Below are 26,546 nucleotides of genomic sequence, written 5' to 3'. Positions count from 1 at the left end.
GGCAGGCGCCATAGTGGGCGTTTGCCATCGGAGCTCACCTTGATCCGCAAGCATGACCCTTTCACCCTGGCCCTGGAAAGCCTTCGCGCCCGGGCCGAACAGGGCGCCTTCACGCCGGGAGCCCCGGTGGTGATCATCGAGGAGGCGCGCCGACTGAACCTATCCGCGACGCCGGTTCGCGAGGCCCTGGGCTGGCTGTGTGGATTCGGCCTGATCGAGCGAGCGCCCTTGGGAGGCTTTCTGGCTCCCCGACTTGACGCCGCTCTTGTCCGCGACAGGTTCGCCTTCCGCCTGCTGTGCCTCACGACCAGCCTGAAGGGCGGGGATCCCGCGTCGAGACCCGTATTGCGCGGCGGTGGACTGCAGAGAACATGCCGCACCCCTTCCGATCACATGTTCAGGGCGGTTAGAACCACAGGCAATGCGGCCTTGGTGGAGGCCTATGACCGGGCGAACAGCACGCTATTGCAACTGGCCGAGGCAGAACGTCGGCTGTTCGAGGATTTCGACCATGAGGCGGCCGCGCTGGTGGGTCTGTTCAAACGGTCGTCGGGAACAGATTTGGTCGACGCCTTGACCGCCTATCACCACCGTCGAATGGACGCCGCTCCTTCGCTGATCCTCGAAGCTGAGGCTGGCCGGGATGTCCGGCCTCCAGACTCCTGAGGTGTGGGCCAAGCTGACAGGATTGGGGCTAGGCCTCGCCGTGGGCGCCCAAGGCGCGACGGAGATGTTCGCCTGGACGTACCAGTGGGCCGACGCTCTGGGACCGGCCTTGCGCATCGGCCCCGACCTTGCCCTCTATCCGCCTTGGGCCATCTTGCAATGGCGGTCTGCCTTCGGAGCCGAGGCGCAGGCAGTCATGTCGCGGTGCGCGCCGTTGATCCTGGTCTGCGGCGTCGGAGGGCTGGGGTTGGGGACGCTGGCGGGCCACAGGCCCCTTCGACGTATCCGGGGCTGGGGAGAGCTCAAGGACGCCAAAGGCGCCGGGCTGACAGCCCTCGGCGGATGCATCCTCGGCGTTCTCGGACGACGCGTTCTCGCAACGACAGACCTCCGTCCCAGTCTCGTGACCGGCGGCACCCGGTCGGGCAAAGGGCGCGGCCACGTCATGCCGACGCTGTTGTCGTGGAACTCCAGCGTGCTGGTTCATGATCCCAAGCGGGAGCTCTGGCGGCTGAGCAGCGGCTGGCGCGCCCGGTTCAGCCACGCACTGTATTTCGATCCGCGCGATCCAGCCTCGGCCTGCTGGAACCCGCTCGCGGAAATTCTGCCGGGACCGGGAGAGCTCGCCCACGTTCAACGCCTGGTCTCGATCCTGTCCGATCCTGGTGGCACCCGGGACGACGAGGCGATCTGGGACAAGGCAGCGTCGGAGATCCTTGAGGCTGTGATCCTGCACGTCCTCTACACCGCCGAGGACGCCGACAAGACCCTGCTCAAGGTCCGCGAGATGCTCGCCGACCTCGACAGCGCCGCCGACGTCATGACCAAGACCCTGCACCGTCCGGGTCCGAGCGGCGAACCGGAGACCCATCCGTTCATCGGCACGGCGGTCAAGGGCTATGCGGCGATGCACGACCGCTTCCGGACCTCGGTCCAGGGGACGGCGCGCTCCTACCTCAAATGGCTGGCGGGCGAGGACATCGAGCGTTCGCTGTCCCGATCGGATTTCTCCATGGGGGACCTGATGTGCGCTGAGGCGCCCCTGTCTCTCTACGTCCAGGTCGCGCCGGCCGACGCCGGAGCGCTGCGACCGTTGGTGCGTCTCTTCTTCTACGCTGCGGCCCAATCCTTGACGGTCCGGGAGACCGAAGCGGCTGATGGACGGCCCAAACGCCATAACCTTCTGATGCTGATGGATGAGTTTCCGTTGCTCGGCCGGGTCAGTTTTTTCGAGAAGTCCCTGCGTCTGCTCAGCGGCTACGGGGTCAAGGTGATGTTCGTCGCCCAGTCTCTCAACGATATCGTCGAGACCTACGGCGCCAACAACACCATCCTCGACAACCTCCATGTCTATACCGCCTTCAGCGCGCTCGATCCTCTGACCCAGGACAAGGTGTCGAAGCTGACGGGGTCCGTGCTGGAGACCCGGACCAGCCGCAGTTCACCGGCGGGGCTGGCAGCTGGCCGCAGCTCGGTGTCCCGGTCTCAGATCGAGCGACCGCTGCTGGAGCCGGGCGAGATCCGCGCCCTTCCGGACGACATCCAGTTGGTGTTCGCCGCCGGCGCCCGGCCACTGCGGACGACCAAGCTCCTCTACGACGTCCGCGAACCGTTTCGGACGCGGGCGCGCGACGTCGCGCCGGACCAGGCCGTGCGGCTGGATGCGCCGCCCGGAGCGCCGCACCCATGGGCGGGTCGCCGCAGTCTGGGCGAGGACGCCGAGGCGTCGCTGCCGCTGTTCAAGGAAGTGGCCGCAGCGATGGACGACAAGAAGGTCGCAGCGCGTGTGGCCGACATTTACGGGCGGGTGGCGCAGGAGATGGCCGCGCAGGATGCGGCGCTCGATCATTTGCGAGGTCTAGGCGATGGCTAGGAAAGAAGCGGCGAGCGCCCGCGTGCAGGTCTATCTGACCGACCCCAAGGTCGTGTCGGGTCTCAACCGGGAGGCCCGTAGCGGCAAGATGCCGCTTAGTCAGGCGGCGGGGCGGGCTATCGCGCGTGGCCTGCAGAAGAGCCCCCAGGCTGATCCCGAGGATCGCTTGCTGCAGCTCGAACGGTCCCTTCGCGACCATATGCGATCCACGGCTCGCGACATGCAGATCGTTCAGGAGCTGTTGATCGAGGTGGCCAGAGCCTTCTTCGTCCGGCTCCCAGACGCAATCGTCGATGAGGATCCCACCGTCCAGGCGGCCGTCGATCGGCGAATCGAACGCCTGTTGGACGCCACGGCCGCCCGTATTGTCGCCGGTCGGACGGAACGTCCTGTGCATGATGAGGAGCGGTCGTTCGGCCAGAGCAACTGATGGCGATCCATCCGATCATCGCCGAACGCAAGCTCGAGGCGCTGCGCCATGCATTGGGCGACACCATTCTGGCGGCCCTGGTCGAGCCAGCGGTCGTCGAGATCCTCGCTAATCCCGATGGCCGTCTGATCCTCGACCGCAGCGGCGAAGGGCGTCGGGATTCAGGCGCGACCCTGTCGGCCGAGGCGCGGGAGCGGGTCATTCGTTTGATCGCAGACTATGTCGGCGAGACCGTTACGCGCGATGATCCCCGTCTCGCTGGGGTCCTGCCCGGGACGGGGGAACGGTTTCAAGGAATGCTGCCGCCCGTCACCAGCGCGCCTGCGTTCTCGATCCGCAAACGGCCCTCGGTGATCTGGAGTCTGGACGATTATGTCCGCGACGGCGCGATGACCCGGCAACAGGCTCTCGTGCTGCGCTCGGCCGCAGAGGGCCGTCTCAACATCTTGATCTCCGGAGGCACCGGATCGGGCAAGACCACGCTCGCCAATGCCGTTCTTGCGGAGCCCGCCTTTGCCGGGGATCGAGTCTTTCTCGTCGAGGATACGCCCGAGCTTCAGTGTTCCGCTTGGGACACAGTCTCGGTTCTGACGCGTCGTCAGCCAATCCCGATTGGTGTCGTCGATCTGGTCAGGGATGCGCTCCGGATGCGACCCGATCGGATCGTTGTCGGTGAGATGCGAGACGGAGCGGCGGCGCTCGAGACGCTTAAGAGCTGGAACACGGGCCATCCCGGTGGCCTGTCGACCATTCACGCCAACTCGGCCGACGATGTCCTGCGTCGCATGGAGGACCTAATCGCCGAGGTTTCGTCGCGCACGCCGCGCCGGGCGATCGCCCAGGCGGTCGATCGAATTGTCCACGTCCGGCGGACCACCGCCGGACGGCAGGTCGAAGCCGTGCTCGGGGTCGAGCCCTTGGGTGACGAGGGCTACGCGATTAGCGTCTTGGCCTGATCTTGGTCGAACCAGAAACGACGGACTTTGACCCAAAGCGGCTGATCGCGACGTACGAAATGCGGCCGTAGCTGCCCGATGATCGAGCAACAAGCCTCTTGCTGCAGTGCCTAGCTTCAGCTTGGCAGCCATAAGAGCACTTGAATATTTCTATAGTTCGACTAATTCAGAAATATGGAAACCGAAGCTTCGATTCTCGCTCTCGCCGCCCTCGCCCAATCGACGCGGCTGGAGGCGTTCCGTCTCCTCGTGCGTCACGAACCCGACGGTCTGCCGGCCGGTGAGATCTCAAACCACCTGGCGATTCCGGCCAACACCCTGTCGTCTCATCTCGGGATTCTGACCCGGGCGGGTTTGATCAAGTCGGAGCGGCGCAGCCGGTCGATCATCTATCGGGCAGACCTGGACCAGTTCCGTGACCTGGTCCTGTTCCTGCTCAAGGACTGCTGCGGGGGCAGGGCGGACCTCTGCGAGCCCCTGCTGGCAGAACTCACGCCCTGCTGCCCCTGAGGATCCCGTGGACATCGTCATCTATCACAACCCCGCCTGCGGGACGTCGCGCAACGCGCTTGAGCTGATCCGCCACGTCGGGATTGAGCCGCACGTTGTCGAATATCTGAAGACGCCGCCGTCGCGGGCCATGGTCGCCTGGCTGGCCGAACGGACCGGCAAACCGCTGCGCGATCTGTTGCGCGAGAAGGGCACGCCCTTCGCCGAACTGGGCCTCGGGGACCCGGGCCTGACGGACGATCAGTTGCTCGATGCGATCGAAGCCCTTCCGATCCTGCTCAATCGCCCGATCGTCGTCAGTCCGCTCGGTGTGGGGCTGTGCCGACCGTCCGAGGCCGTTCTGGACCTTCTGCCCGCCGACGATCTCAAGCCCTTCACCAAGGAGGACGGCGAGGTCGTCATCGACGCCGCCGGCCAGCGGGTGAAGCGATGATCGACACCCCCGTGACGACCACGTCGCCGCGTCGCCTGTCCTTCCTCGACCGCTGGCTGACGCTGTGGATCTTCGTGGCCATGGGTCTCGGCGTGGCTTTGGGGACGCTGGCTCCGGGCCTGCCCACCTGGGTCGATAGCCTCTCGATCGGCACGACCAACATCCCGATCGCCATCGGTCTGATCCTGATGATGTACCCGCCGCTGGCCAGGGTCCGGTACGAGGAACTGCCGCGCGTCTTCGCCGACAAGCGGGTGCTGGCCCTGTCCCTGTTCCAGAACTGGGTGCTGGGCCCAGTGCTGATGTTCGCGCTGGCGGTGATCTTCCTGCGCGATCAGCCGGAATACATGACCGGCGTCATCCTGATCGGCCTGGCGCGCTGCATTGCCATGGTGCTGGTCTGGAACCAGCTGGCGCGGGGCGACAACCAGTATGTCGCCGGCCTCGTCGCCTTCAACTCGATCTTTCAGATCCTGTTCTTCAGCCTCTACGCCTGGATCTTCCTCACGGTCCTGCCGCCTCTGTTCGGCCTGCAGGGCAGCGTGGTGGATGTCAGCGTCTGGACCATCGCCGGCGCCGTGCTCGTCTACCTCGGTCTTCCCTTCCTGGCTGGCTTCCTGACCCGCCGCAGCCTGATCGCCTGCCGCGGCGCCGACTGGTACGAGCGGCGCTTCCTGCCGCGCATCGGACCGATCACCCTGATCGCCCTGCTGTTCACCATCGTGGTCATGTTCAGCCTAAAGGGCGGGGAGGTGGTGGCCCTGCCGCTGGACGCCCTGCGTATCGCCATTCCCCTCACGATCTACTTCCTCGTCATGTTCGTGGTCAGCTTCCTCATGGGCAAGCTGATCGAGGCCGACTATCCGCGCACCACCGCCCTGGCCTTCACCGCGGCCTCGAACAATTTCGAGCTGGCCATCGCGGTGGCCATCGCGGCCTTCGGCCTGACCTCGCCCGTCGCCTTCGCGGCCGTCATCGGTCCCCTGGTCGAGGTGCCGGTGCTGATCCTGCTGGTGTCCGTCGCGCTGTGGATGGGCCGACGCTGGTTCTCGGATACGGCCCCGCCGGCGGACCCCGTCTGATGGTCGTCCTGCATCTCCTGGACGCGGATGACGTCGGCCTGATCGCGGCTCTGTGCGGCACGGGTTTGCCCGAGCCCGGCGACGGCCGCTACTTCATCGCCCACGAACACGGCGGCGTCGCCGGATATGTCGGCCTAGAAGGGGAAGGGGGGGATCTCTTGCTGCGCTCTCTGGTCGTGCTCGCCCACCTGAATGCGCAGGGGATCGGGAGCCGCATCCTGGCTGCTGTCGAGGTTGTGGCGAGCGATCTGGGCGGAGAACGGCTTCACCTCCTCACCACGACGGCGGAGCCCTTCTTCACCCGGCGCGGCTTCTTCGTCGCCGATCGGGCGTCTGCGCCCGATGCGATCCGTCGAACCCGCGAGTTCGCGAACATCTGCCCGGCGTCGGCCGACTATCTGACCAAGGACCTCTGATGACCTTCGCTCGCCTGCGTTCGTTGCCGGACCCGGATCATCTGCCGGCTCTGGACGCGGCCTATCTGTCCGCCGATCCCGCCCGTGGACTGGGCCCGACCGAGCCGGCGCCGCGTATCCTTCTCCTGTACGGATCGCTGCGCGAGCGGTCATATTCGCGGCTCTGCGTCGAGGAAGCGGCCCGCCTGCTGCAGCGAATGGGATGCGAAACCCGCATCTTCGACCCCTCTGACCTTCCCCTGCCGGGCGGGCCCGGCGACGACGACCACCCGGCGGTGCGCGAACTGCGCGAGCATGCCTTCTGGTCGGAGGGCATGGTCTGGTGCAGTCCGGAACGGCACGGCCAGGTCTCCGGAGTCATGAAGCTGCAGATCGATCACCTGCCGCTCAGCCTGGGCGGCATGCGCCCGACCCAGGGACGGACGCTCGCCGTCATGCAGGTGTCGGGCGGGTCCCAGAGCTTCAACGCCGTCAACACCCTGCGCCTTCTGGGCCGCTGGATGCGGATGGTCACCATCCCCAACCAGTCGAGCGTGGCCAAGGCCTTCCAGGAGTTCGACGAGGCCGGCCGAATGATGACCTCGGCCTACTATGAGCGGATCGTCGATGTGATGGAGGAGCTGGTGCGCTTCACCATTCTGGTCCGGCCCCACGCCGTCCAGCTGGTGGACCGCTATTCCGAACGGAAGGCCGCCGGGGTTCCGGTCGAGATCACCTCGGATCTCTCCGCAATCGCTATAGCAACCCTCTGAAGGGGGCGGGGCGTTTGATACCGGAAAGTTAAGCGCCGGCCCCCCCCGTCCGAGTGCAACGTCAAATTTGCGCGGTCACCCGAATATTTGCTTGTGGCGCGCATTTCAGGCCTCAGCCGCGTCTCAGACCTCTCGAATCAAGCTGCCGCTGGCTCACCGCGAAAGGGTAATTGGGAGAGGCAGTCATCCAGATTTCTCTACAGGACACCTCGCCGCTCGATCATCCACGGATCGATGGATGTCCACATCTGGCGGACCGCCACCGAACGGAAGGTTCAGGCTGTGCTCGGTGTCGAGCCCTTGGGCGACGACAGCTACGCAATCAGCGTCTTGGCTTGAGGCCAATCCTTCACCTGAAATTGAGGCGGCGTCGTTTGGCAACGAGCGCTGTCGGGCACGAAACGCAAGTCGTGGAAAGTCGCAATCTAAGTCGGGGTGACTTTCGAACGACAAGTCTTCGCAAGTCATGTTTTGAGTCGTGGCGAGTTGTACGACAGTCGTCTGTAAGTCGCGTAAAATAATCGATCCACAGAGTTGACAACCTGTGGATATATTTGCTTGCAATGTGGTGCATCGCGCTGAGACGCGCTGAACACAGGAAGCAAGACATGCGTGGAAGACTTGGGCGCCGCCTGTTCGGCGCAATGATGACGTGTGGCCTGATGGTGGCCGGGCCGGCCCTGGCCGGAGGTTCAGGGATGCCCTGGGAAGGGCCGCTCCAGCAGGTGGTCCAGTCCATCACAGGACCCGTGGTCCAGGCCGCAGCGGTCGTAGCCGTAGTCGTCTTCGGCGCCGGGATCGCGATGAGCGAGAACGGATCCTCGATGCGGCGCGGTCTGGGCATCATGTTCGGCCTCTGCATCGCCTTCGCGGCCTCGACCTTCTTCCTCGACTTCTTCGGCTTCGCCGGCGGGGCGGAGATCGGATGATGGCCGGCTCCCTCCAAGACGGCCGACCGGAGGGCTGGGATCTTCCGGTCGCACAGGCTTTGACCGAGCCGGTCCTCATGGCCGGAATGCCTCGGGACTACGCCATCGCCATGGGGACGATCGCGGTGGTGCTCGGCCTGGCCCTGCGGATCTGGTGGCTCGGCCTTCTGTGGTGGGCCGTCGCCCACGCGATCGGCTTGTGGGCGGCCAGGGCGGACCGCCGGTTCTTCGATGTGCTTCGGCGCCACCTCGCCCTGCCTGGCCATCTGGACGCGTGAGGGGCCGATGCGCTTTCTCGAAGAACATCGCAGACGCCCGGCGGCTCTGGCCGACCATCTGCCTTGGGCCGCCCTGGTCGCGCCGGGTGTGATCCTCAACAAGGACGGCTCGTTCACGACCGGCTTCCGGTTCCGGGGACCGGACCTGGAATCCTCGACCGAGGACGAGCTGATGGCGGTCCGGGCGCGTCTGAACAATGCGCTGAAGCGTCTCGGGACGGGCTGGTGCTTGCATATGGAGGCGCGCCGCCGCGAGGCCGCCCCCTATCCGGAGAGCGCGTTCGACTTGGATGTCGCCTGGCTTCTCGATGAGGAGCGCCGAAGCCGGTTCGAAGCGGGCGACCCCGCCTTCGAGACGGATTTTCGGCTGGCCATGACTTGGCTGCCGCCGGCCGACGAGACGCGGAGAATGGAGCGCTGGCTGTTCGACGGCCTGGGCAAGGGCGGCGCGGACTGGCGCCAGGCCCTAGCGGTCTTCACCCGGGAGGCGGCGACCACACTCGACCTCCTGTCGGACGCCCTGCCTGAGGTCGATCCGCTCGATGACACGGCGCTGCTGACCTGGCTGCACGACTGTGTCTCGCCCAAAACCTTCACCGTCGCCGCGCCGGATTCGCCCATGTATCTGGACGCCTGGCTGGCGGACGCCGACCTCTCGGGCGGGATCGCCCCACGCCTCGGCGACCGCTGGCTTAAGGTCGTGTCGGTGCGCGGCCTGCCCTCGGTCACCCGGCCCGGCTTGCTCGATGCGCTCGGCGCCCTGCCGTTTCCCTACCGCTGGACGGCCCGCTGGATCGGTCTCGACAAGCCGGAAGCCGAGCGCGAGATCGTCAAGCTGAGGAAGCGCTGGTTCGCCAAGCGCAAGGGCGTTGCTGTTCTCCTGCGTGAAGCGATCACCAAGGAGGAGGTGCCGCTCCTCGATACCGACGCGGCCTCCAAGACCGAAGAGTGCGACGGCGCCCTGGCCGCCCTGGGGGCCGAGGCCTGCGCCTTCGGCTATCTGACCCTGACGGTGACCGTGCTTGACGCGACGGAGGCCGGCGCCGCCGCCAAGGCGCGGGCCATCGAGGCTGCGTTGAACGCTCAGGGGCTGCTGGCTCGCATAGAGGATCTCAATGCCGTGGAGGCCTGGCTTGGCTCCCTGCCGGGGGAGCCCTATGCCGACGTCCGCCGACCGCTCGTCTCGACCCTGAACTTGGCCGATCTGCTGCCGGTGTCGGCGGTCTGGGCCGGCCCGTCCCTGGACCTGAACTTAAACGGCCCACCGTTGGCGACGGCCCGGACGACAGGGTCGACCCCCTTCCGTCTCGTGCTCCATGTCGGCGACGTCGGCCATGCCATGGTCGTCGGACCCACGGGCTCGGGCAAGAGCGCGCTCCTGTCCTTCCTGGCCCTGCAGTGGTTCCGCTACCCCGAAGCGCGGGTGGTGTTCTTCGACAAGGGCCGATCGGCGCGGGCCGCGACACTCGCCGCCGGCGGTTGCTGGCGCGCGCTGGAGCCCGGCGCGCGGTTCTCGCTGCAGCCCCTGGCGGGCATCGACCAGGAGATCGAACGGGCCTGGGCGTCGGAATGGATCGTAGAGACCGTCCGGCTCGCGGGACTGGAGCCTGTGCCAAGGATCCGGGAGGAAATCTGGGCGGCGCTCGCGGCCCTGGCGGATGCCCCCGTGTCGCAGCGCACCCTGACGGTCTTCTGCGCCTTGGTTCAGGACAAGGCCGTCGCGGCCGCGTTGGAGCCTCTGACGCTCAAAGGTCCGCACGGCGCCCTGCTGGATGGCGAGGGCGAGGCGCTCGTTCCCAGCCGCTTCGACACCTTCGAGTTAGAATCTCTGATGGCCACGCCTTCGGCCGTGGCCCCGGTTCTCTCGGCACTCTTCCATCACCTTGAGCGCAGCTTTGACGGCCGGCCCACATTGCTGGTGCTCGACGAGGCCTGGCTGTTTCTCGGCGAGACGGCTTTCGCGGCCAAGATCCGGGAGTGGCTCAAGACACTGCGTAAAAAGCGGGTGGCCGTCGTGTTCGCGACCCAGAGCCTGGACGACGTGGCCGCCTCGCCGATCGCGACCAGTCTGATCGAGAGCTGTCCGACCCAGGTCTTCCTGCCCAACCCCCGCGCGCTCGAACCGTCTTCGGCCCGCCTCTATCAGGGGTTCGGCCTGAACCGGCGCCAGCTCGAGCTGATCGCCTTCGCCACGCCCAAGCGGGCCTATTACTGGCGCCAGCCGCGCGGCCGACGCCTGTTCGATCTGCGCCTGACCGGCGTGGCCCTCGCCCTATGCGGGGCCAGCGCGCCGGAAGACCAGACCCTCATCGACGCAATCCTCGCCGCCTCCGGAGAGGCCGGATTCGCGCGGGAATTTCTCACAGCCAAGGGAGTGCACAATGTTGATGCTGTTTTCGACGCCTTCGCCCGACCGCTCGCGGCCGAATAGGCCGGTCCAGATCCTGGCCGCCGGCCTCGTCGCCGTCAGCCTGCTGGCGACCGCGACTCCGGCGCCGGCACAACAGGTCGTCTTTGACCCCCGCAACCACATCGAAAATGCGCTTCAGGCGGCGCGTCAGCTGGAGAGCCTGGCCAACGAGGCCAGGAGCCTTGCGGCCTCGCCTTACAGCCACCTGACCGGCAACAGCCAGTCGTTGCGCGACATGGCCGAACTGGCCCGCACGGCGCGCGGGATCGCCAGTTCGGTCAGCGGCCTGGAGCAGCAGTTCGAGAGCCTCTATCCCGATGACCTGTCCGGCTCAGACATGCTGCGGCTTCTGGAACAGGGGCAGGCCCGGACCGCCAACGCCCGGCGCACGGCCGAGGATGTGGCCCGCACGGCGGCCGAGCTCGAACGTCTGGGTCAGGGCCGCAATCAGCGGCTGACGGGCGCCCTCTCGGCCAGCGAGGCCGCTTCAGGCCAGACCGCCGCGATCCAGTCGTCGAACCAGATGCTGGCTGTCCTCGCCGAGGATCTGGCGGCTTTGCGCACCATCATGCTGGCCCAGTCCCGGCTTCTGGCCGAGGCGACGGCGCGCGACGCCGCAACCCAGGCCTCGGGGGACGAGGCCCGTCGCCGCCGCTGGGCGGGCTCGGCCGGAACGCCCGCCGCACCGACCTTCGATCCCCTGTCGCACGCGCGGGACTGAGGAGCGCAAGCGATGTCGGTCGGAGTGGAAACCCCCAATGAGCTGATGATGGTGTTCTCCAACACCATATCGGCCGGATTCGACGCCCTGCAGGGCGCGGTCAACGGCGTCTTCGGGCTCCTGATCGTCCTGGTCGTCGCCCTGACCGGTATCCAGTGGGCGATGTCGTCCAATCGCGAAGTCCTGGCCTCCGGCTTTGGAAAGGTGCTGCTGATCGGGGCCTTCGCCTGGCTGATCAACGACTGGCAACAGCTGTCCGAGACGATCTACGCCGGCTTCATCGAACTGGGGCTGACGGCCGGCGGCGGATCGCTCAGCCGGGCCGACTTCCTCAATCCCGGAGCCATCCTGGCCCAGGGTTGGGAAATCGTGAAGGCGCTCGGCGAGACCCCCGCGCCCGTCGACAATCCGCTCGACGTGGTCGGCAACATGGCCGACGCCCTGATCCTGGGCCTGGCCATGATCGGCATCATGCTGGCCTTCGCCGTGTTGGCCCTGCAGATCATAGTAGCCCTGCTGGAGTTCAAGATCGTCACCCTGGGCGGCTTTATCCTTCTGCCCTTCGGGATCTGGAACAAGTCCGCCTTCCTGGCCGAACGGCCCCTGGGATACGTCGTCTCGTCGGGCCTCAAGGTGCTGGCCCTTGCCATCGTCATCTCCGGGGCTCGGACCGTCTTCGACCAGCTCCAGCCCTCGGCCAATCCCGATATCTACGAGGCGTTGAGCATCCTCGTCGCCGCGATCCTTCTGGCCATGCTGGCGATGTTCATCCCCAATCTGGCCTCGGCCCTGGTGACGGGCGGACCCGCCCTGGGAGCCGGCGCCGCCATCACGGCCGGAATCGCCGTCGGCGGCAGCGCCGCCCTGGCCGGAGCCGGGATCGCGGGTGCGGGCACGGCGGTCGCAGGCGGCGCGGCGAAGATGGCGGGGCCGGCCCGGGCGGCGGCCGGCGCTGGCGGCGGCCGGTCTCCGACCCCGCCGATGTCGCCTCCGCCATCCACACCTCCCAAACCCTCCAATGACAATCCCTCGCCGTCGGGTCCGCGCCGACCGTCGGGCGGGGCGATGTCCGCCGCGCCGACATTTCCCTCCAGCGAAGCGTCGGAATCCGGCGGCGCGGCCAACGACGGCGCTGGCGGCGGGGCGCGTCCGGGCCGACCGGCCGAGAAGATCGCCGCGGAGGCTCAGGTCGCCAAATCCGATTTCCATCGGGCGGCCGCAGGTTCGCCCGCGTCCGGCGGGTTGAAGCCGCCGGCGCGCGCCCAGGCGCTTCAAGCCTTCTTCGTCGCCAACGCCGGGCGCGGCCTCATGCCTGCCGGTGAGACCAGCGGCGTCCTGTCTCCCAATCTGAGAACCGAGGAGTCCTGACCATGCACCCCTTCTTTCGTCCCAAACGCGCCCTGGCCTCCGCGCCCGAGACGACCCCCTATCAGCGCGCCGGCCAGATCTGGGACGACCGGATGGGGCTGTCCCTGGCCCATGCCCGGAACTGGCGCCGTATCGCGGTGGCCAATCTCGTCCTCGCCGGTTTCCTTGGCGCGGGTTGGTGGGTCCAGGCCGACAGGGCCGTCGTCAAACCCTTCGTGGTCGAGGTCTCCGATCTCGGACAGACCCAGAGGATCACGGCGATCGGCGGCCGCTACGAACCGACCGAGGCCCAGATCGGCCACGCGCTGGCCGGCTGGTTGCGTGACGTCCGCTCCAAGTCGATCGACCCGATCGTGATCCGGCAGAACTGGCTTCGGGCCTACGACCTGATGACGCCCAAGGCGGCGAGCTTCCTCAACGCCTGGGCCCAGACCCACGACCCGTTCGCGGAGGTCGGGCGCGAGGCCGTCAACGTGGAGGTGCTCAACGTCGTGCGGCGCACCGAGCGGACCTACGATCTGCAATGGCGCGAGACCCGTTTCGTCAACGGCCAGCAGGCCGGCGTCGAGCGCTGGCGCGCCCTGATCACCACAACGACCCAGCCGCCCCGCACCGAGGCCGAGCTGATGAAGAACCCCCTTGGACTGAAAATCGAGGATGTATCATGGACCCCCGACGCTTCCTGATCCTGGCCGGCCTGGGCCTCAGCCTGTCCGGCTGCGCCGTGTTCGGCCGAACATCCGGGCGGCCGCCGATGTCGCCCCTGCCTGTCGTGGAGGCCGAGGCTGCCGTCATCGCCGAAGCCGGGGCCCTGCCGCAATCGACAGTGCAGGTCGATGAGGCGCTGGTCGCCGACGCGACCCCGGCGCCCGCCGCTCCCGTCGGCACACCCTATGAGGCGCAGCCGAAGGCCGTGGCGCCAGCGACGGGGATGACCGGCCGCCGCGCCATCGTCGCCGCCAACCTCGACGCCCGGGCGGCCTCGCGATCGGACGCCTTCGTCGGCGGGGTCCAGGTGTTCGCCTGGTCTCCGGGTCGGGTGTTCGAGGTCTGGACCGCGCCTCTGCGGGTCACCACCCTGACCCTGGGAGCCGGCGAGACCCTGGTCTCCAAGGCGGCCGGCGACACCGTCCGCTGGCAGATCGGCGAGACCACGTCCGGGGAGGGCGCAGGTCAGCGAACCCACGTCCTCCTCAAGCCGCTGCAACGGGGACTCGAGACCAACCTGGTCCTGACCACCAACCGGCGGGTCTATTTCATCGATCTGAAGAGCGGTGACGCCTCAGGCTTCAATGCCGCGATCGCGTGGGACACCGGGGCGATGGATCCTCCGACCATGGCGCCGATCGTCGAGGCGGCGGATATCCGCGTGTCGGATCCGGTGGCGATGCCCGAGGGACCGATCGACGCCCGTTACCGGATAGAGCCGCAAGGGCGCCGGGCGCGCTGGACGCCGGCTTGGGTCTTCAACGACGGGCAGCGCACCTTCATCGCCTTCGACCCCGATCTGCAAATCGACGAGGCGCCGGCCCTCTTCGTGATCGCTGCCGACGGCGAGACCCAGATGGTCAACTACCGCCAGGCCGGAGGTCTGTTCATCGTCGATCGCGTCTTCGATCGCGCCGAGCTCAGGCTCGGTGATCGTCGCCCCCAGATCGTTCGTATACGCCGCCTCCAGGGAGCCGCCCGATGACCGCGTTCCAGGACCCCGCCCACGATCCCGACGACGTCGCTTCCTCGGCAGCGTCCGGCGTCGGCCCTGAGGTCAGACCCGACCTTACCAGCAAGGCCAAGGCGCCGCCGCCTGGTTTGTCGATGCGGGCGCCGCGTCCGCCGGTCACCCGGCTGCGCAAGTCTGTCGTTCAGACGATCGTGATCGGCGGCGTGATCCTCGTCTCCGGCTCCCTGGCCTGGGCCTTCGTCGTCCAGCCGGAACTGCGCGACAGCGCCCGGCTCCGCGCCGTCAACGGCCGGGAGGAGCAGGCCCGGGGCTCCGTTCGACCCTCCGAAGCGGTCACCGACCAGCCCGCCACCTATGACCGGCTGCCCGACCCGCGCCATGGGGCCGAGCCCGAGACGGCTGAGCCTGGTGTTCCGCCGCCGCCGTCCGCGCCGGCCCGTTATAGCGCCGGTTATGCGCCATCGCGGACGACCCGGGCGACCGGGCCAAGTCCGGGCGAACAGGCGGCGCGATCGGGCTTGTTCTTCGAGGGGTCGTCAACCGGGGCCGGTCCTGCCGCGCATGCCGGGGCGGGTCCAGCGACGGTCGGCGCTCGTGCGGACGCTGCGGACGTCGGCGCCACCTATAATGGCCACACCCTGACGGCGCCGCTGTCGCCCTATGAGCTGAAGGCGGGCGCGATTATCCCCGCGGTCCTGTTGACCGGGGTTGACACCGCGCGCGCCGGGCCGGTCGTCGCGACGGTGTCGCAGAATGTCTATGACACCGTCAGCGGCCGCCATCTGGTCTTGCCCCAGGGGACCCGGCTCATCGGCCGTCATGAGGGCGAAAGCGCCTATGGCGACCGACGCGCCTTCCTGACCTGGGACCGGCTGATCCTGCCCAACGGCAAGAGCTTGGTGCTGACCGGTGAGCCTGGCGTGGATGCGCAAGGCGCCGTGGGCGTGCGCGGCCAGGTCGACCGACGGCTGTTCCCCCTCCTGATCGGAACCCTGTTCGCCGGCGCGATCACCACCCTCGGTCAGATCGCACGCGACGGCGGTGGCGAGGGTTCAGGCGGGCTGCTTGGCGACGCCGGCGACGCCGCCGCCATCGAGGGCTCCCAGGTCGGGGGGCGGCTCGTGGACCGGGAGCTGGACGTCCGGCCGTCGATCCGTCTGCGCGCCGGCGCGCCGGTCCGCGTGATGATCACCCGCGACCTGATCTTGGAGCCGTACCGGTCATGACCTGGACACCTCTCGATACCGGAAACCGCTGGGCCGTGCTCGGGGTCACCGTCTTCTTCCTCACCCTGGGCGCCCTGATCGTCGATCAGACGCCCGCCCTGGCCCTGGTCAACGAGAGCCCCAGCGTGCCGCGCGGCCTCTATCTGCGACAGCCCGGCGCGCCGCCGGAGAGGGGGGCAATGGTTGCTCTGGCTCAGCCTCCGATCGCCCGGCGCTATCTGGGCGCGCTGGGGATGCCGGACGAGGTCCTGCTGATCAAACGGGTCGCGGCCGTCGGCGGCGATCCCGTCTGCCGGCAGGGGGCTGCGGTTCGAATGCCAGGCCGCGTGGCTCCCGTTCTGGATTCTGACCGGCGCGGCGCGGCTCTGCCCGGCTGGACCGGTTGCCGTCGGCTGGCTCCGGACGAGCTCTTCCTGCTCGGCGACACGCCGGGAAGCTTCGACAGTCGTTATTTTGGCCCCGTCCGGTTCCGGGATCTGGAGGGGGTGTTTCGGGAGACGCTGACATGGTGAGATCGTTGCTGGCCACAGCGGCCCTGTCCCTGGCCCTGCCGTTGGCGGCGGGTTCGGCCTCCGCGCAATCGGTCGACTGGCGCAACGCCGGCGGCGACCTGTTCCGCCGTCCCGCCGCGCAGCCTGTGTCGGACGTGGCCGGCGTCGATGACCTCACGCCCCGACTTCCGCCCCTGTCCCAGCCGTTCATGGACGCGATCGCCGTCGCCGCCGAGCGGCATGGGATCGACCCCAAGATGCTCCATGCCCTGGTGATCGTGGAATCCGCATACCGGGTCGATGCTGTGTCTCCGGTCGGGGCCAGTGGCCTGACGCAGTTGATGCCGGGAACGGCGGCGGATCTCGCGGTCAGGAACCCGTTCGATCCGATCGAGAACCTCAACGGCGGGGCGGACTATCTGGCCCGGCAACTGCTGCGTTTCGGGGACGTCCGGCTTGCGTTCGCGGCGTATAATTCGGGGCCGGATCGCGTCGCCCGGCTCGGGCGCATACCGAACATAGCGGAGACGCAAGCCTATGTGGCCGCAGCGGTTGACTGCTACCTCGCGCTCTCGGCCGGGAGGGGCGCCCGCAGTTCCCGGGAGTGCCGTGCGCCGGAGACTGATCGATGATCCCCGCAACAGAACCGGTGGCCGCGGTGACTGACGCCGCCGATGAGGATCTGCTGACCCGCAAGGAAGCCTCCGCCTTTCTGGTGCAGTTCGGCATCCGCATGAAGCCGGAGACCCTCGCCCGGCTGTGGTCCACCGGAGGCAACGGCCCCCCCTGTCTCCACGTTCGGCACAGGCCCTACTATCCGCGTGGCGTGCTTCGCGCCTGGGCCTTGAACCAGGTCAGCGACCTTCGCGCGTCTGCCCCGCCCGCGGCCAGGGGTCGGCGTCATGGCTGAGGCGGGATTGGAAGGGTTCAGAACGGAGTGGGCGCCCAGCGTGGCAGACCTGCTGCTCGACCCGGCGGTCAGCTTCGCCCTGAAGGACGTTCTTCGCACCTGGGAGGTTCGAGATCCGGTGGATGCAGCGCGAGACGCCCGATTGCTGGCCGAGGTTCTGGAGCGCCGGGCGGACGAGGCGGTGTCATGGACAGTGTGAGCGAGCCGCCTCCGTTCGACGATTTGGAAGACCGGATTCTCCCCTGGTCGCAGGTGAAGGTGATCTGCGGTCTGAGCCGGACAACGGTCTGGCGCATGCAGAAGACCGGAGATTTCCCGGCCTGCGTCCAGGTCTCGCAAAACCGGGTCGGATGGTGGCAGAGCGAGCTTCTGGCGTGGCGACGGGCGAGGACACCGAGGCGTCTGCCGGAGCCCCGGGCCATAGTGGCAGCGCCTGAGCCGGTTAAACAGCCAGTCAGGAGAACCCTGGAAGAGCCTCGTCAATCACCGGCGCCTGAGGCTGCGACAGGCTCGGATCAGCCCGTCAGGAGCCGTCGGAAACGGAAATCTGGTGTTCCGGAGAACCAGGCTGCGTTCGACTTCGGAGGCTAGCGGGCGGACCGGGTCGATTGGACCCGCTTGAAACGGACGCGGTCGGCGCCGGCGATCAGGAAGGCGTCGAAGCCGGCGTCGCCCCAGGCCTTGCGTTGAACGTGGGTTGTTGCCGGGTCGGTCGTGTTCGCCCACCACTGCGGCAGGCTCGCGCTCTTGGGCAGCATATAACCGATCTTGCGCTCCATTTCGGCGAAGGAGAGCTCGAGTTCATCGGTCTTCTGCTTGCGAAGATAGTCCCGAAGCGGATCATACTTGCCCATCGACCCACAAAACCGGACAGCGGCGTCATTGCCAAGGGACAGACGCGAATGAAAACCTACGCGGAGGCCCTGGAGCCTGACGCCCGATACCGGATCGTGATGACGGACGACCCGGTCGACGGCCTGCGCCCGTTGAGCTTCCGCGACCACTACGACATGGTCGCCGATCTGGAGCTACCTGCGGGCGCGCCGGACGTCGTGGTCAGGATCTACGCGCGCGCGTTGAACGCCTTGATCTATGGCTGGCTCGACTATGAACTGATGGTGGTCGCCGCCGGCCAGGCCCTGGCCAGTCTCGAGTTCGCGCTGAAGACCCGACTGGGCGCTGACGCCAAGAAGATGCCCGGCCTCGCAAGGCGCCTGGGCTATGCGGTTGATCGGAACATTCTGTCGCCACCGCAGAAAAGTCAGTGGGGCGACGATCACCAGTTGCTCGTCCATATTCGCAACGAAATCGCCCACGGGAGCGAGCACGTCTATCCGCCGAACCTGGCAGCGATCATATTCGATCGCTGTCGGGCCCTGATCTGTGAGCTCAACGACCTTCCGGCGCCGAACCTCAGACAGCGATGACGGCGTCGTCCTTCAGGGCCTGGTGAGACCGATATGGACAAGTTCGAGCTTCTGAGCACGTTCTGCGAAAACGCGATTTCGCGGCCGGAAGCGAGCAGGCCGGTCGTCATCCCTTGGGGCGACCAGTCTCGGTTGCTCTGGCCGGAGGCGCAGTATTTCGCTCCTTGGCGCGACGTCGCCTATGCACCGGCATCGGAGCCCGCAGCCGACGCGGCGATCCAGGATCGCGTGCGCCTCAAGCGCTGGAAACGGGTTTCGCCGGAGGCCGGCCGGGTGTTGGGCTCTCGCCTGACGCAGGCGCTTTCAGTGATCCAGGTCAATGAAATCGCTGGCGAGCGTGCAGGAACGACCTTTCCTTCGGGACTGGATGACAAGGCGCTGACCGAGGCCCTGTTGATCTACTGGTGCTACGCGATGGAGCTGCCCTTGGCGGAGTCAGGCGGCGCGCCGGCCGGACGCGCTTGACGACGCCTGACCCGCGAGCTTCGGAATTGGAAATCCCAGAGTTGAAGGCGAGCGGACGTCCGAATCTGGCGCACACTCGAGGCAGTTCGTCCTGAACATCCGGATTCCTCGATGACCGCATCCTTCTCTCTCGTCATGCCCGACCTCAGAGCGGTTTCCGACGAGGACCTTGAGTCCCTGCTGCCCCAGGCAGACGGCGCCTGGAGCCGGCAAACCAAGGCCCTGATGCTCAGCCTGGGCGCGCAAAAGCTCAATCTGAACAGCAACTGGGCCGAGGTCCGGCGTGACTGGGTCTGTAAGGCCTGTCAGCGCCGCAAGCCCGAGATCGCGCGGGTCAGCGATAACGGTGTCCTTCTGTGCCAGCTGGAATGGCATCACGACCACCTGCGCGATCACGCCAAAAAGATGGTTGGCTCGTTGGTGAACACCGAGGACCGGACCCCGGAAGCCCGGGACCTTCGGCGCGGCGTCGACGCCTGCAAGGACCTCACCATGCGGTTCTTCACCACCCTGATCTGCAACGACTGCAATACGGCCGAGGGGAAGGCCAAGGGCCGGCTCGGCGACCTGATCCCCAGCTATTTCAGCTTCTCGCCCCGCGAGATCATGCGCTTCATCCAGGTGAAGCCCAACCGGATGCATGGGATCGACGATGAGACGGTCCGTGACGTCTGGAACGAGGTCGAGAGCGACGTCGCGGACCGGCTCGCCTTTCTCGACATCCTTGCGGGGCGTCTGAAAGCGGGAGGTCATCGCATCCAGGGCAATCCACCGCAGTTCTGGAGCCCACACGTCCTGACGTCGATCGTGCCCCGCCTCGCATCGCAGCAGGGCCACGACGCAGAAAGCCTTTATCGGATACCCGGCATCGTTTCGGAGCGCTCGGTTCGTCACGACGGCTTTGGAATTTCGCCCCGTCTCAAGCGGACCGGCTCGCGAAGACCGAGCCTCGAAGACCTCGCGGCCTTCAGGACCTCCCAAGGCGTCGAGACACCCTGGCGGCGGGTCGTCCCGGACTGGCGGTGCGAGGTCTGCCGGCGCGATCGGAGCGAGGCGCTCCGACTTTCGGGAAAGGGCAAATGGACGGGACGCCTGCATCGTCACATGGTTTTCACGGCCGAGCGCGATCCCCAGGCCTTGTTCTGGCGCGTCGGGGACGAGAGCTGGATGGGGGCGTTCCGATCCTATCGGGTCGTGTACATCTGTCAGGACTGCCGCCAGGTCGTGACGGACCTGCGATCGATCGACGCCTCGTATTCGGAGAATGCGCTGAGCGTCTCCGATCTTCGTGATCTCGTGACCGATATCGCGCCCAACCGAAAACACGACGTCGACCTCCCGGCTGCGCGAGCGCGCGCAGATGAGAACTCTGAGTATCTGGGGCTGATCGACGACTACAACCGGCATCGGTCCCAGAGCATCAGCCTGACCATCGAACTGACCACCCTGACGGGGGAGTTCCGGATGGGCCAGGAGGAGGCGCTCATCGAACTGACGCCGCTCGCCTGGGCGCCCCGCTTTTCTGACGATCAACTCCGGGAACGACTCGACTGGCTGCTCCTGGAGGGGCGTCGGCTCAGGCGCGAAGACCTCGAACGTGATGCGGACCTTCTTCCAATGGAGCCCCGAGCCTGACGTTAGCGGATTGGAGGCGCGGACCGGTGCCTGAAACGCCGCCACGACAACAATAATAACATTAGATTGAATGGTAACATTGCCAGTGTTATCGTGCAGTCCAATGTTATCGAACGTGACATCTTTTGGGAGCCTGGGCCGTCTTTTCGAAGATGCGGCGGCCTACGTCACGCAGCTGTTCGACATCCGATTGACGTTCAAAGACGCCGACGTACGCCTCCTGCCGTTCTTCCTGACGGGTCGCTATCGTCTCGCCGAAACGAGCCTATTCGGACGAAAGCTGCTCATTCTCGCTACGCCCGGCCAGGACGCGGAAACGCCGGCGACGATCGCCAAACATATCCAGACCGCCCGCTCGACATCGGACGCGTTCGTGGTTGTCTTCCTGACCGACGCCCTGAGCTCGGCCAACCGCCAGCGTCTTATCCAGCAGGGCGTCAACTTCATCGTTCCCGGCAATCAGCTGTTCCTGCCCGAGCTCGGCGCCGATCTGCGCGAGTATTTCCGGTCCGAGGTCCGGCCGGCCGTGGAACAGTTGACGCCGGCCGCCCAGGTCGTGGTCCTGGCCTCGTTGCTTCGTGAGGACCTCGATGGCCAGACGCCCAAGTCCTTGGCCGAGCGGTTTCAATATTCCGCCATGAGCACCGGGCGGGTGGTCGATGAACTGCAGCGGCATGACATCCTCAACATCGATGTTCGCGGCCGGGAGCGTCGCATCGCTTTCAAGCAGGAGGGCGACGACCTCTGGCGGGCGGTGCGTGATTTGCTTCAGTCGCCCGTCCGTGCCCGTCGCCTGGTCAAGCCGTTTCCCGAAGTCCGGGCGCTGCCGCTGGCCGGGGAATCCGCTTTGTCGGATTACACCCTCCTCGGTCCTCCCGTTCATGAAGCCCGGGCGGTCTCCGCACGTCAGTGGAAGGGGCTGGTCTACCAGCACGACCTTCAGCCGGCCGACGATCGGGACCCGGAAGCCATCCGCATCGAAACCTGGTCCTACGATCCCCGTCTGCTTTGCCATCATGGTCCGGTCGTGGATCGCCTCTCCCTGTATCTCAGCCTGGAGGACCGTCACGACGAACGCCTCGATCAGGCCGTCGACACCCTCATGGAGCCCTTCGGATGGTCGTAGGCATTGATGTGTTCAAGGCGGCCTTCGTTGGATTTGAAGATCAGTACACATTGATCGGCGGGGCGGCGGCCGAAATCCATATGACCGGCGCCGGTCTGCCGTTCCGACCGACCAAGGACCTCGACCTGGTCCTCTGTCTCGAGGCCCTGAAGCCGGAGTTCGTCCGATCCTTCTGGGCCTTCATCGACGTCGGCGGCTACCAGACCCGCGAACGCAGCGACGGTGCGAGGGATTTCTTCCGGTTCACCCATCCCTCCGACAAGATCTATCCGGCGATGATCGAGCTGTTCTCGCGGTTGCCCGATGTCATCACTGTGCCGGAGGGCGCGCGCCTCACGCCCATACCGCTGGACGGGACGGTCGAGAGCCTGTCAGCCATGCTGCTCGACGACGCCTATTACGCGTTGCTCAAGGACGGAACGACGGAGATAGACGGCGTCCCTGTCATCGACGTCCAGACCCTCATTCCCTTCAAGGCGTTCGCCTACAACAACCTGGCGCGCGACCGGGCGGACGGCCAGCAGGTCGATAGCCGCAATGTCACCAAGCATCGCAACGATGTGTTCAAGCTCCTTCAGCTGTTGGGGCCGGCGGTTACCCTGGCGCTCCCGGATGGAATCGCCGCCGATCTGCGGGCCTTTGTCGAAGCGGTCGAGGCGGACAAAACCTTCGATCCGAAGGCGCTGAAACTCACGCCGCCTGACGCGGGGCAACTCGTCGCGCGGCTCAAGGCCGTCTACAACCTCTAGCGAGATCGCGACGGCGAAGCGTGCGACGGATCAACAAACAGCGCGGCGGAACAAAACAGGAAGAGTATTGGAAATCACGCTATGGTTCCCGAGTGATTCCATCATCCGTGACCTCGCCATCGCCTCAAACGGACTCCGGACCCGGCCGTCGCCTCGTCTTTATCAGCCATGCCAATCCGGAGGAGAACGATTTCGTCCGATGGCTCGGCGTTCAACTCGCCAGCGCAGGCTATGAAGTCTGGTCGGATGTCACCAAGCTGATCGGCGGGGAGCTGTTCTGGGACGACATCGAAGAGGCCATTCGCCATCACACGGCGAAATTCATCCTCGTCGTTTCCGCCGCCGCCTTGAACAAGGAGGGCGTGAAAGACGAAATCCACCTCGCCGTCACGGTGGAGCGCAGCGACAAGATCGCCAATTTCCTCCTGCCGGTCAGGGTCGACGATGTCCCCTTTTCCGACTTCAAAGCCAATATCGCCCGCAAGAACGTCATCGACTTCAAGGCCGGATGGGCTCCCGCCCTGGCGAGAGTCTTTCAGGTCCTTGAGCGTGACGGCGTGCCGAAGGGCGCAATCGCTCCGGCTGACGTCGCAGCCTGGTGCCTCCGACGGTCCGACGCCGATCAAATGCCCCGGATCGAGCCCGAGCAGCTCTATTCGAACTGGCTCCCAATTGCCGCGATGCCTCCCCAAGTGTCCCTCTTCTCGCTCGGCGTCGCCGAGACGGCGGTCTCGAGCGTCATGTCCGAGACCCGTCTCCCCTGGTTCAAATACTTCAGGCTGGTGGGGACGTTCGGCACGGAAGTGGACCTGAAGCTCGCGCTGCCGGAACAGGTCATCGAGCGTCGCTACACCTTGCCGCTGGAAGACATGTTAGCCGGGATGCCGGCGGCGATGCCCGGCGTCAAACGCGCGGACGCCCGGCGCATGGTCGTCAATCTCCTGCGGCAATCCTGGAACAACGCCATGGCGGCCAAGGGATTGTCCGCGTTCGAGATGGCCGACAACTCGGTCGCATGGTTCTTCACCAAGGACCTGATCGAAAAGGACACCGCCTATTTTGTCGATCACACCGGCAAACGCAGGCGCAAGGCCATGGTGGGCCGTAGTCAGAAACGCGGGGTTTATTGGCACCTCGGCTTCATCGCCAAGCCCGTCATGACGGACACGCCCCATTTCGTCATGAAGGCGGCCATCATCTTCTCGCACGACGGCAAGACGCCGCTCGACAGCGTGGAGAAGATGCACAAGCTCCGGCGCGGTTTTTGCCGAAACTGGTGGAACGGACAATGGCGCGACCTGATGCTGGCTTACGTGGCTTGGATCGGTGACGAGGACGGCCATCTGAAGCTGCCGATGGGCGATTTCGCAGAGGTGGTCGTGGATGCGCGGCCAGTCCTGTTTGAATCGCCGGTCTCTTGCGCCGATCCCGCCGTAAAATCCCGGGCCGTGGTCCCGGACGATGAGGACGAAACGCCTCCGGAGGCGCCGGTGGAACCGGACGAGGCCTTCGAGATCGCGGCCCTGGCGGAGTCCGCTGATGACTGATCCGATCCTGGGCCTGCAGATCCTGACGGAGCCGCTACTCCAGTTCGGACACGGCCAGATGCTGCCCGATCCAAAGGATGGTCTGTTCCTTTTCGGCCCCATGATCGACGAGGCCAAACCCGCTGAAATGAGAGTCGGCGTCATCGGCACGGACGAAGGGATAGCGCGGTACAAGAAGTGGGTATCCAAGATCACGGGATATATCCCGGCCGCCAAGGCGGAGCAGCATCACCTGGCGTTTCCGGGCTTCGAAGCAGCCTTCAAGACCAAATGGCCCGCCAACCCCGTCGCGACTATCTCGATTTCAGCGGCGGCCTTGTCTAGCACAATCCGGATCCCGGACGGCCACGAGCGCGTGTACAAGACCGTCGATCTCTTCGACCAGGCATTCGCAAGTTCCTCCGCGAGGAGGACAGCGTTCCGGCGGTCTGGTTTGTCGTGATACCGGACGACGTACACCGTTTCTGTCGGCCGAAGTCGATCGTTCCCTTGCCCGAACGGACCCGAACCAGCCAACGGTTCTCCGCCCGTACGGCGCGGAACTTCGTAAAGGCGCCGTCGATGTTCGCAGAGGACAACGCCGCCGCCGAGCCCTACCGGTACGAGGTCGATTTCCACAACCAGCTCAAGGCGCGGCTGCTCGATCAGAAGGTGGTTCTTCAGATCGTCCGGGAATCAACGATCGATCCGGAGGGCGTCAATGCGCTCGGCGGCAAGCCGCGGATGCTCCAGGATCCCGCCAACATCGCCTGGAACCTGTCGACGACCGCCTTCTTCAAGGCCGGGGGGCGCCCCTGGGCGTTAGCGGGTGTCAGAGAGGACGTCTGCTACATCGGTCTCGTCTTCAAGAAGACCGATACCGCCGGATCGCCAGGGAACGCCTGCTGCGGCGCCCAGATGTTTCTCGGATCCGGAGACGGCGTCGTGTTCAAGGGCGCCGTGGGGCCCTGGTATTCCCTGACGACGTCCGAGTTTCACCTCGATGAGGCGAAGGCGAAGGAGATCGCCGGCCTGGTGGTCGAGGCCTACATCGCCAAGCACGGCCGCCCACCCAAGGAGCTCTTCATTCACGCCAAGCAGCATTTCAACGAGGCTGAATGGCGGGGCTTTTCCAGCGCCGTGGGACCTGACACACGGCTCGTCGGCGTACGGATTCAGACGACGCGCGAGATCAAACTCTTCCGTCAGGGACGGAGCCCTGTCCTGCGCGGAACGGCTCTGACGGTCAGCCCGCGCAAGGGCTATTTGTGGACCATCGGCTTCGTGCCCGATCTCCAGACCTATCCCGGGCGCGAAGCGCCCAACCCGCTGTCCATCGAAGTGACCAAGGGCGACGCGGATCTGACCCAGGTCATGCAAGACGTCCTCGGTCTCACCAAGTTGAACTTCAATGCCTGCATCTACGGAGATGGTACGCCGGTGACCTTGAGGTTTGCAGACGACGTCGGCGAAATCCTGACCGCCGCGCCAATCGCCAACCTGCCGCCTTTGCCCTTCAAGCACTACATCTGAACGCTGCGCACAGCCGCAGCTCTGGCCTCGCACGTGGGGTGGGAGCAAGCCCTTGACGGAAACACCCACTTCGTGGAAGTTAAAACTTCCAGAGAGTGAGAGTTTACATGGGGCGCCCTTCGAGATCGACACAGGACTTACTGACCTCGCGCGAAGTGGCGTTGGCGGTGGATATTACGCCGCGCAATTTCGCGCTGCTCCACGATCAGGGACTCGCGCCAAGAGCGCGGGACAGCGTTTCGGGCAAGGCGGGCGCGCGGGTCTACGACGGCGTCGGGCTGGCGCACGCCGCGCTGATCGGAGCGCTCCACCTCAGCGGTCTCGAGCTCCTGGTCGCCGGCCGGTTGGCCGCCGCCTTCGCGGACCAGTTCGACTTGAGCTACGGCAAGCTCCCCTCAAACCTTGGGGCCTATATCCACGCGCCGCTCAATCCGCAGTCGGGCTACAGGCCGTGGGACGACGAGCCGGGCGAAGCACCGATCGATACGGATCAGGACTACTGGCTCCATGAAAGGCTCCGGAACCGGTCGGGCCTGTATCAGCCTGCGACGGCGCTGACCGGCGATTTCATCATCGACATCGCAGACCACAGTTTCGTCACCACGGAGAACAAGGGGCGGGAAACGATCAAGGTGTTCTCGCCCGTCTCCGGCGGACTGCCCGCGAGCCCCGACTTCCGCATCGTCGGCCGGGGCTCGACCGCGCAGATCGTCGCGGTTCATGAGGAACTCGACAGTCTCGACGTCTTCAGCGATGCGCGGGCCGCCGACCAGTTGCGCCGCCTCGAACGAGACTATCTCGATGGCCGCGACAATGCGGTGACGCGCCTGCGCATCAATCTCTCCCTGGCGATCCGCAACGCGTTCGATCGCCTCCAGGATCAGCGGGCCAGCATTACCATGGGTTGATCGCGCCCCGACGCCCAGCTGTCTTTCCCAGCGCCAGGCATCTCA

The 26,546-nt window shown here is 66.1% G+C and carries 32 protein-coding genes; 31 read left to right on the top strand and 1 reads right to left on the bottom strand.

Going from position 1 to position 26,546, the window contains the following annotated elements:
- Positions 1 to 39 precede the first annotated feature (39 nt).
- The 22 genes from ACYX4P_RS01090 (at position 40) to ACYX4P_RS00985 (ending at position 17,723) form a co-directional block, all read left to right on the top strand.
- Positions 40 to 666, top strand: a complete 627-nt coding sequence (locus tag ACYX4P_RS01090) for a hypothetical protein (RefSeq protein ID WP_314187564.1) — start codon at positions 40 to 42, stop codon at positions 664 to 666.
- Positions 644 to 2,539 carry a type IV secretory system conjugative DNA transfer family protein gene (locus ACYX4P_RS01085; RefSeq protein WP_476070172.1) on the top strand — a complete coding sequence of 632 codons (1,896 nt, stop codon included), beginning with the start codon at positions 644 to 646 and terminating at the stop codon, positions 2,537 to 2,539. The genes ACYX4P_RS01090 and ACYX4P_RS01085 overlap by 23 nt, the downstream gene beginning before the upstream one ends.
- On the top strand, positions 2,532 to 2,969 hold the full coding sequence (locus tag ACYX4P_RS01080; RefSeq protein ID WP_314187566.1) for a hypothetical protein: 438 nt from the start codon (positions 2,532 to 2,534) through the stop codon (positions 2,967 to 2,969). Before ACYX4P_RS01085 ends, ACYX4P_RS01080 begins: the two co-directional genes overlap by 8 nt.
- Positions 2,969 to 3,925: a P-type conjugative transfer ATPase TrbB gene (trbB, locus tag ACYX4P_RS01075; protein WP_314187567.1), complete on the top strand. Its 957-nt coding sequence runs from the start codon at positions 2,969 to 2,971 to the stop codon at positions 3,923 to 3,925. The genes ACYX4P_RS01080 and trbB overlap by 1 nt, the downstream gene beginning before the upstream one ends.
- Before the next feature lie 174 nt (positions 3,926 to 4,099).
- Complete coding sequence (locus ACYX4P_RS01070) at positions 4,100 to 4,435, top strand: metalloregulator ArsR/SmtB family transcription factor (protein WP_314187568.1); 336 nt, start codon at positions 4,100 to 4,102, stop codon at positions 4,433 to 4,435.
- 7 nt (positions 4,436 to 4,442) lie between these two features.
- Positions 4,443 to 4,868 (top strand): arsenate reductase (glutaredoxin), encoded by a 426-nt coding sequence (arsC, locus tag ACYX4P_RS01065; protein WP_476070171.1) that lies wholly within the window; start codon positions 4,443 to 4,445, stop codon positions 4,866 to 4,868.
- Positions 4,865 to 5,950, top strand: a complete 1,086-nt coding sequence (gene arsB / locus ACYX4P_RS01060; RefSeq protein WP_476070170.1) for an ACR3 family arsenite efflux transporter — start codon at positions 4,865 to 4,867, stop codon at positions 5,948 to 5,950. The genes arsC and arsB overlap by 4 nt, the downstream gene beginning before the upstream one ends.
- Positions 5,950 to 6,366 carry a GNAT family N-acetyltransferase gene (locus ACYX4P_RS01055; RefSeq protein WP_476070169.1) on the top strand — a complete coding sequence of 139 codons (417 nt, stop codon included), beginning with the start codon at positions 5,950 to 5,952 and terminating at the stop codon, positions 6,364 to 6,366. Before arsB ends, ACYX4P_RS01055 begins: the two co-directional genes overlap by 1 nt.
- Positions 6,366 to 7,118 carry an arsenical resistance protein ArsH gene (gene arsH / locus ACYX4P_RS01050; RefSeq protein ID WP_476070168.1) on the top strand — a complete coding sequence of 251 codons (753 nt, stop codon included), beginning with the start codon at positions 6,366 to 6,368 and terminating at the stop codon, positions 7,116 to 7,118. The genes ACYX4P_RS01055 and arsH overlap by 1 nt, the downstream gene beginning before the upstream one ends.
- Before the next feature lie 608 nt (positions 7,119 to 7,726).
- Positions 7,727 to 8,047, top strand: coding sequence for a TrbC/VirB2 family type IV secretion system protein (locus ACYX4P_RS01045; RefSeq protein ID WP_248120201.1), 321 nt, complete (start codon positions 7,727 to 7,729; stop codon positions 8,045 to 8,047).
- On the top strand, positions 8,047 to 8,325 hold the full coding sequence (locus ACYX4P_RS01040; RefSeq protein ID WP_035306146.1) for a VirB3 family type IV secretion system protein: 279 nt from the start codon (positions 8,047 to 8,049) through the stop codon (positions 8,323 to 8,325). Before ACYX4P_RS01045 ends, ACYX4P_RS01040 begins: the two co-directional genes overlap by 1 nt.
- Before the next feature lie 7 nt (positions 8,326 to 8,332).
- Positions 8,333 to 10,756, top strand: coding sequence for a conjugal transfer protein TrbE (gene trbE, locus ACYX4P_RS01035; protein WP_314187572.1), 2,424 nt, complete (start codon positions 8,333 to 8,335; stop codon positions 10,754 to 10,756).
- Positions 10,707 to 11,456: a TrbJ/VirB5 family protein gene (locus ACYX4P_RS01030; protein WP_291537365.1), complete on the top strand. Its 750-nt coding sequence runs from the start codon at positions 10,707 to 10,709 to the stop codon at positions 11,454 to 11,456. Before trbE ends, ACYX4P_RS01030 begins: the two co-directional genes overlap by 50 nt.
- Positions 11,457 to 11,468: 12 nt before the next feature.
- Positions 11,469 to 12,824 carry a P-type conjugative transfer protein TrbL gene (gene trbL, locus ACYX4P_RS01025; protein WP_291537364.1) on the top strand — a complete coding sequence of 452 codons (1,356 nt, stop codon included), beginning with the start codon at positions 11,469 to 11,471 and terminating at the stop codon, positions 12,822 to 12,824.
- Positions 12,825 to 12,826: 2 nt separating this feature from the next.
- Entirely contained in the window at positions 12,827 to 13,510 is a 684-nt protein-coding gene (trbF, locus tag ACYX4P_RS01020; protein ID WP_291537363.1) for a conjugal transfer protein TrbF, read from the top strand.
- Entirely contained in the window at positions 13,489 to 14,517 is a 1,029-nt protein-coding gene (locus ACYX4P_RS01015) for a TrbG/VirB9 family P-type conjugative transfer protein (RefSeq protein WP_291537362.1), read from the top strand. The genes trbF and ACYX4P_RS01015 overlap by 22 nt, the downstream gene beginning before the upstream one ends.
- Positions 14,514 to 15,731 carry a TraB/TrbI/VirB10 family type IV secretion system protein gene (locus ACYX4P_RS01010; protein ID WP_291537361.1) on the top strand — a complete coding sequence of 406 codons (1,218 nt, stop codon included), beginning with the start codon at positions 14,514 to 14,516 and terminating at the stop codon, positions 15,729 to 15,731. The genes ACYX4P_RS01015 and ACYX4P_RS01010 overlap by 4 nt, the downstream gene beginning before the upstream one ends.
- Positions 15,728 to 16,243, top strand: coding sequence for a S26 family signal peptidase (locus ACYX4P_RS01005; protein ID WP_291537360.1), 516 nt, complete (start codon positions 15,728 to 15,730; stop codon positions 16,241 to 16,243). Before ACYX4P_RS01010 ends, ACYX4P_RS01005 begins: the two co-directional genes overlap by 4 nt.
- The gene (locus tag ACYX4P_RS01000; RefSeq protein ID WP_291537359.1) at positions 16,237 to 16,854 is read left to right on the top strand and encodes a lytic transglycosylase domain-containing protein; all 618 of its coding nucleotides are present in this window, start codon (positions 16,237 to 16,239) and stop codon (positions 16,852 to 16,854) included. The genes ACYX4P_RS01005 and ACYX4P_RS01000 overlap by 7 nt, the downstream gene beginning before the upstream one ends.
- The gene (locus ACYX4P_RS00995; RefSeq protein ID WP_293827608.1) at positions 16,851 to 17,132 is read left to right on the top strand and encodes a hypothetical protein; all 282 of its coding nucleotides are present in this window, start codon (positions 16,851 to 16,853) and stop codon (positions 17,130 to 17,132) included. Before ACYX4P_RS01000 ends, ACYX4P_RS00995 begins: the two co-directional genes overlap by 4 nt.
- Positions 17,125 to 17,331 (top strand): hypothetical protein, encoded by a 207-nt coding sequence (locus ACYX4P_RS00990; RefSeq protein ID WP_476070167.1) that lies wholly within the window; start codon positions 17,125 to 17,127, stop codon positions 17,329 to 17,331. Before ACYX4P_RS00995 ends, ACYX4P_RS00990 begins: the two co-directional genes overlap by 8 nt.
- Positions 17,319 to 17,723, top strand: a complete 405-nt coding sequence (locus ACYX4P_RS00985; protein ID WP_291537356.1) for a helix-turn-helix transcriptional regulator — start codon at positions 17,319 to 17,321, stop codon at positions 17,721 to 17,723. Before ACYX4P_RS00990 ends, ACYX4P_RS00985 begins: the two co-directional genes overlap by 13 nt.
- Here the strand turns inward: ACYX4P_RS00985 and ACYX4P_RS00980 are convergent.
- Positions 17,720 to 17,986 (bottom strand): DUF7662 domain-containing protein, encoded by a 267-nt coding sequence (locus tag ACYX4P_RS00980; RefSeq protein ID WP_183197728.1) that lies wholly within the window; start codon positions 17,984 to 17,986, stop codon positions 17,720 to 17,722. The genes ACYX4P_RS00985 and ACYX4P_RS00980 overlap by 4 nt on opposite strands.
- A 48-nt stretch (positions 17,987 to 18,034) precedes the next feature.
- Between ACYX4P_RS00980 and ACYX4P_RS00975 the strand changes: the two genes are divergently transcribed.
- From ACYX4P_RS00975 to ACYX4P_RS00935, 9 genes are all read left to right on the top strand, one after another.
- On the top strand, positions 18,035 to 18,559 hold the full coding sequence (locus tag ACYX4P_RS00975) for a hypothetical protein (protein ID WP_291537355.1): 525 nt from the start codon (positions 18,035 to 18,037) through the stop codon (positions 18,557 to 18,559).
- A gap of 33 nt (positions 18,560 to 18,592) precedes the next feature.
- Positions 18,593 to 19,024, top strand: a complete 432-nt coding sequence (locus tag ACYX4P_RS00970) for a hypothetical protein (RefSeq protein WP_183197731.1) — start codon at positions 18,593 to 18,595, stop codon at positions 19,022 to 19,024.
- Between the two features lie 111 nt (positions 19,025 to 19,135).
- Entirely contained in the window at positions 19,136 to 20,659 is a 1,524-nt protein-coding gene (locus ACYX4P_RS00965; RefSeq protein WP_291537354.1) for a hypothetical protein, read from the top strand.
- A gap of 115 nt (positions 20,660 to 20,774) precedes the next feature.
- Positions 20,775 to 21,785, top strand: coding sequence for a hypothetical protein (locus ACYX4P_RS00960; protein WP_314187576.1), 1,011 nt, complete (start codon positions 20,775 to 20,777; stop codon positions 21,783 to 21,785).
- Positions 21,786 to 21,793: 8 nt separating this feature from the next.
- A complete protein-coding gene (locus ACYX4P_RS00955) occupies positions 21,794 to 22,534 on the top strand; it encodes a hypothetical protein (protein ID WP_221205268.1) in 741 nt (246 codons plus the stop codon).
- A 20-nt stretch (positions 22,535 to 22,554) separates the two neighbouring features.
- The gene (locus tag ACYX4P_RS00950) at positions 22,555 to 24,081 is read left to right on the top strand and encodes a toll/interleukin-1 receptor domain-containing protein (RefSeq protein WP_291537351.1); all 1,527 of its coding nucleotides are present in this window, start codon (positions 22,555 to 22,557) and stop codon (positions 24,079 to 24,081) included.
- On the top strand, positions 24,074 to 24,523 hold the full coding sequence (locus ACYX4P_RS00945) for a hypothetical protein (protein WP_291537350.1): 450 nt from the start codon (positions 24,074 to 24,076) through the stop codon (positions 24,521 to 24,523). The genes ACYX4P_RS00950 and ACYX4P_RS00945 overlap by 8 nt, the downstream gene beginning before the upstream one ends.
- 119 nt (positions 24,524 to 24,642) lie before the next feature.
- Positions 24,643 to 25,593, top strand: a complete 951-nt coding sequence (locus ACYX4P_RS00940) for an argonaute/piwi family protein (protein ID WP_291537349.1) — start codon at positions 24,643 to 24,645, stop codon at positions 25,591 to 25,593.
- Positions 25,594 to 25,700: 107 nt separating this feature from the next.
- Complete coding sequence (locus ACYX4P_RS00935; protein ID WP_183197741.1) at positions 25,701 to 26,501, top strand: hypothetical protein; 801 nt, start codon at positions 25,701 to 25,703, stop codon at positions 26,499 to 26,501.
- Positions 26,502 to 26,546: the final 45 nt, after the last annotated feature.

The organism is Brevundimonas sp. ABV4_179 (genome assembly GCF_056311945.1).
Note: the sequence above shows the minus strand (reverse complement) of the source record. Positions and strands in the feature narration are given on the sequence as shown.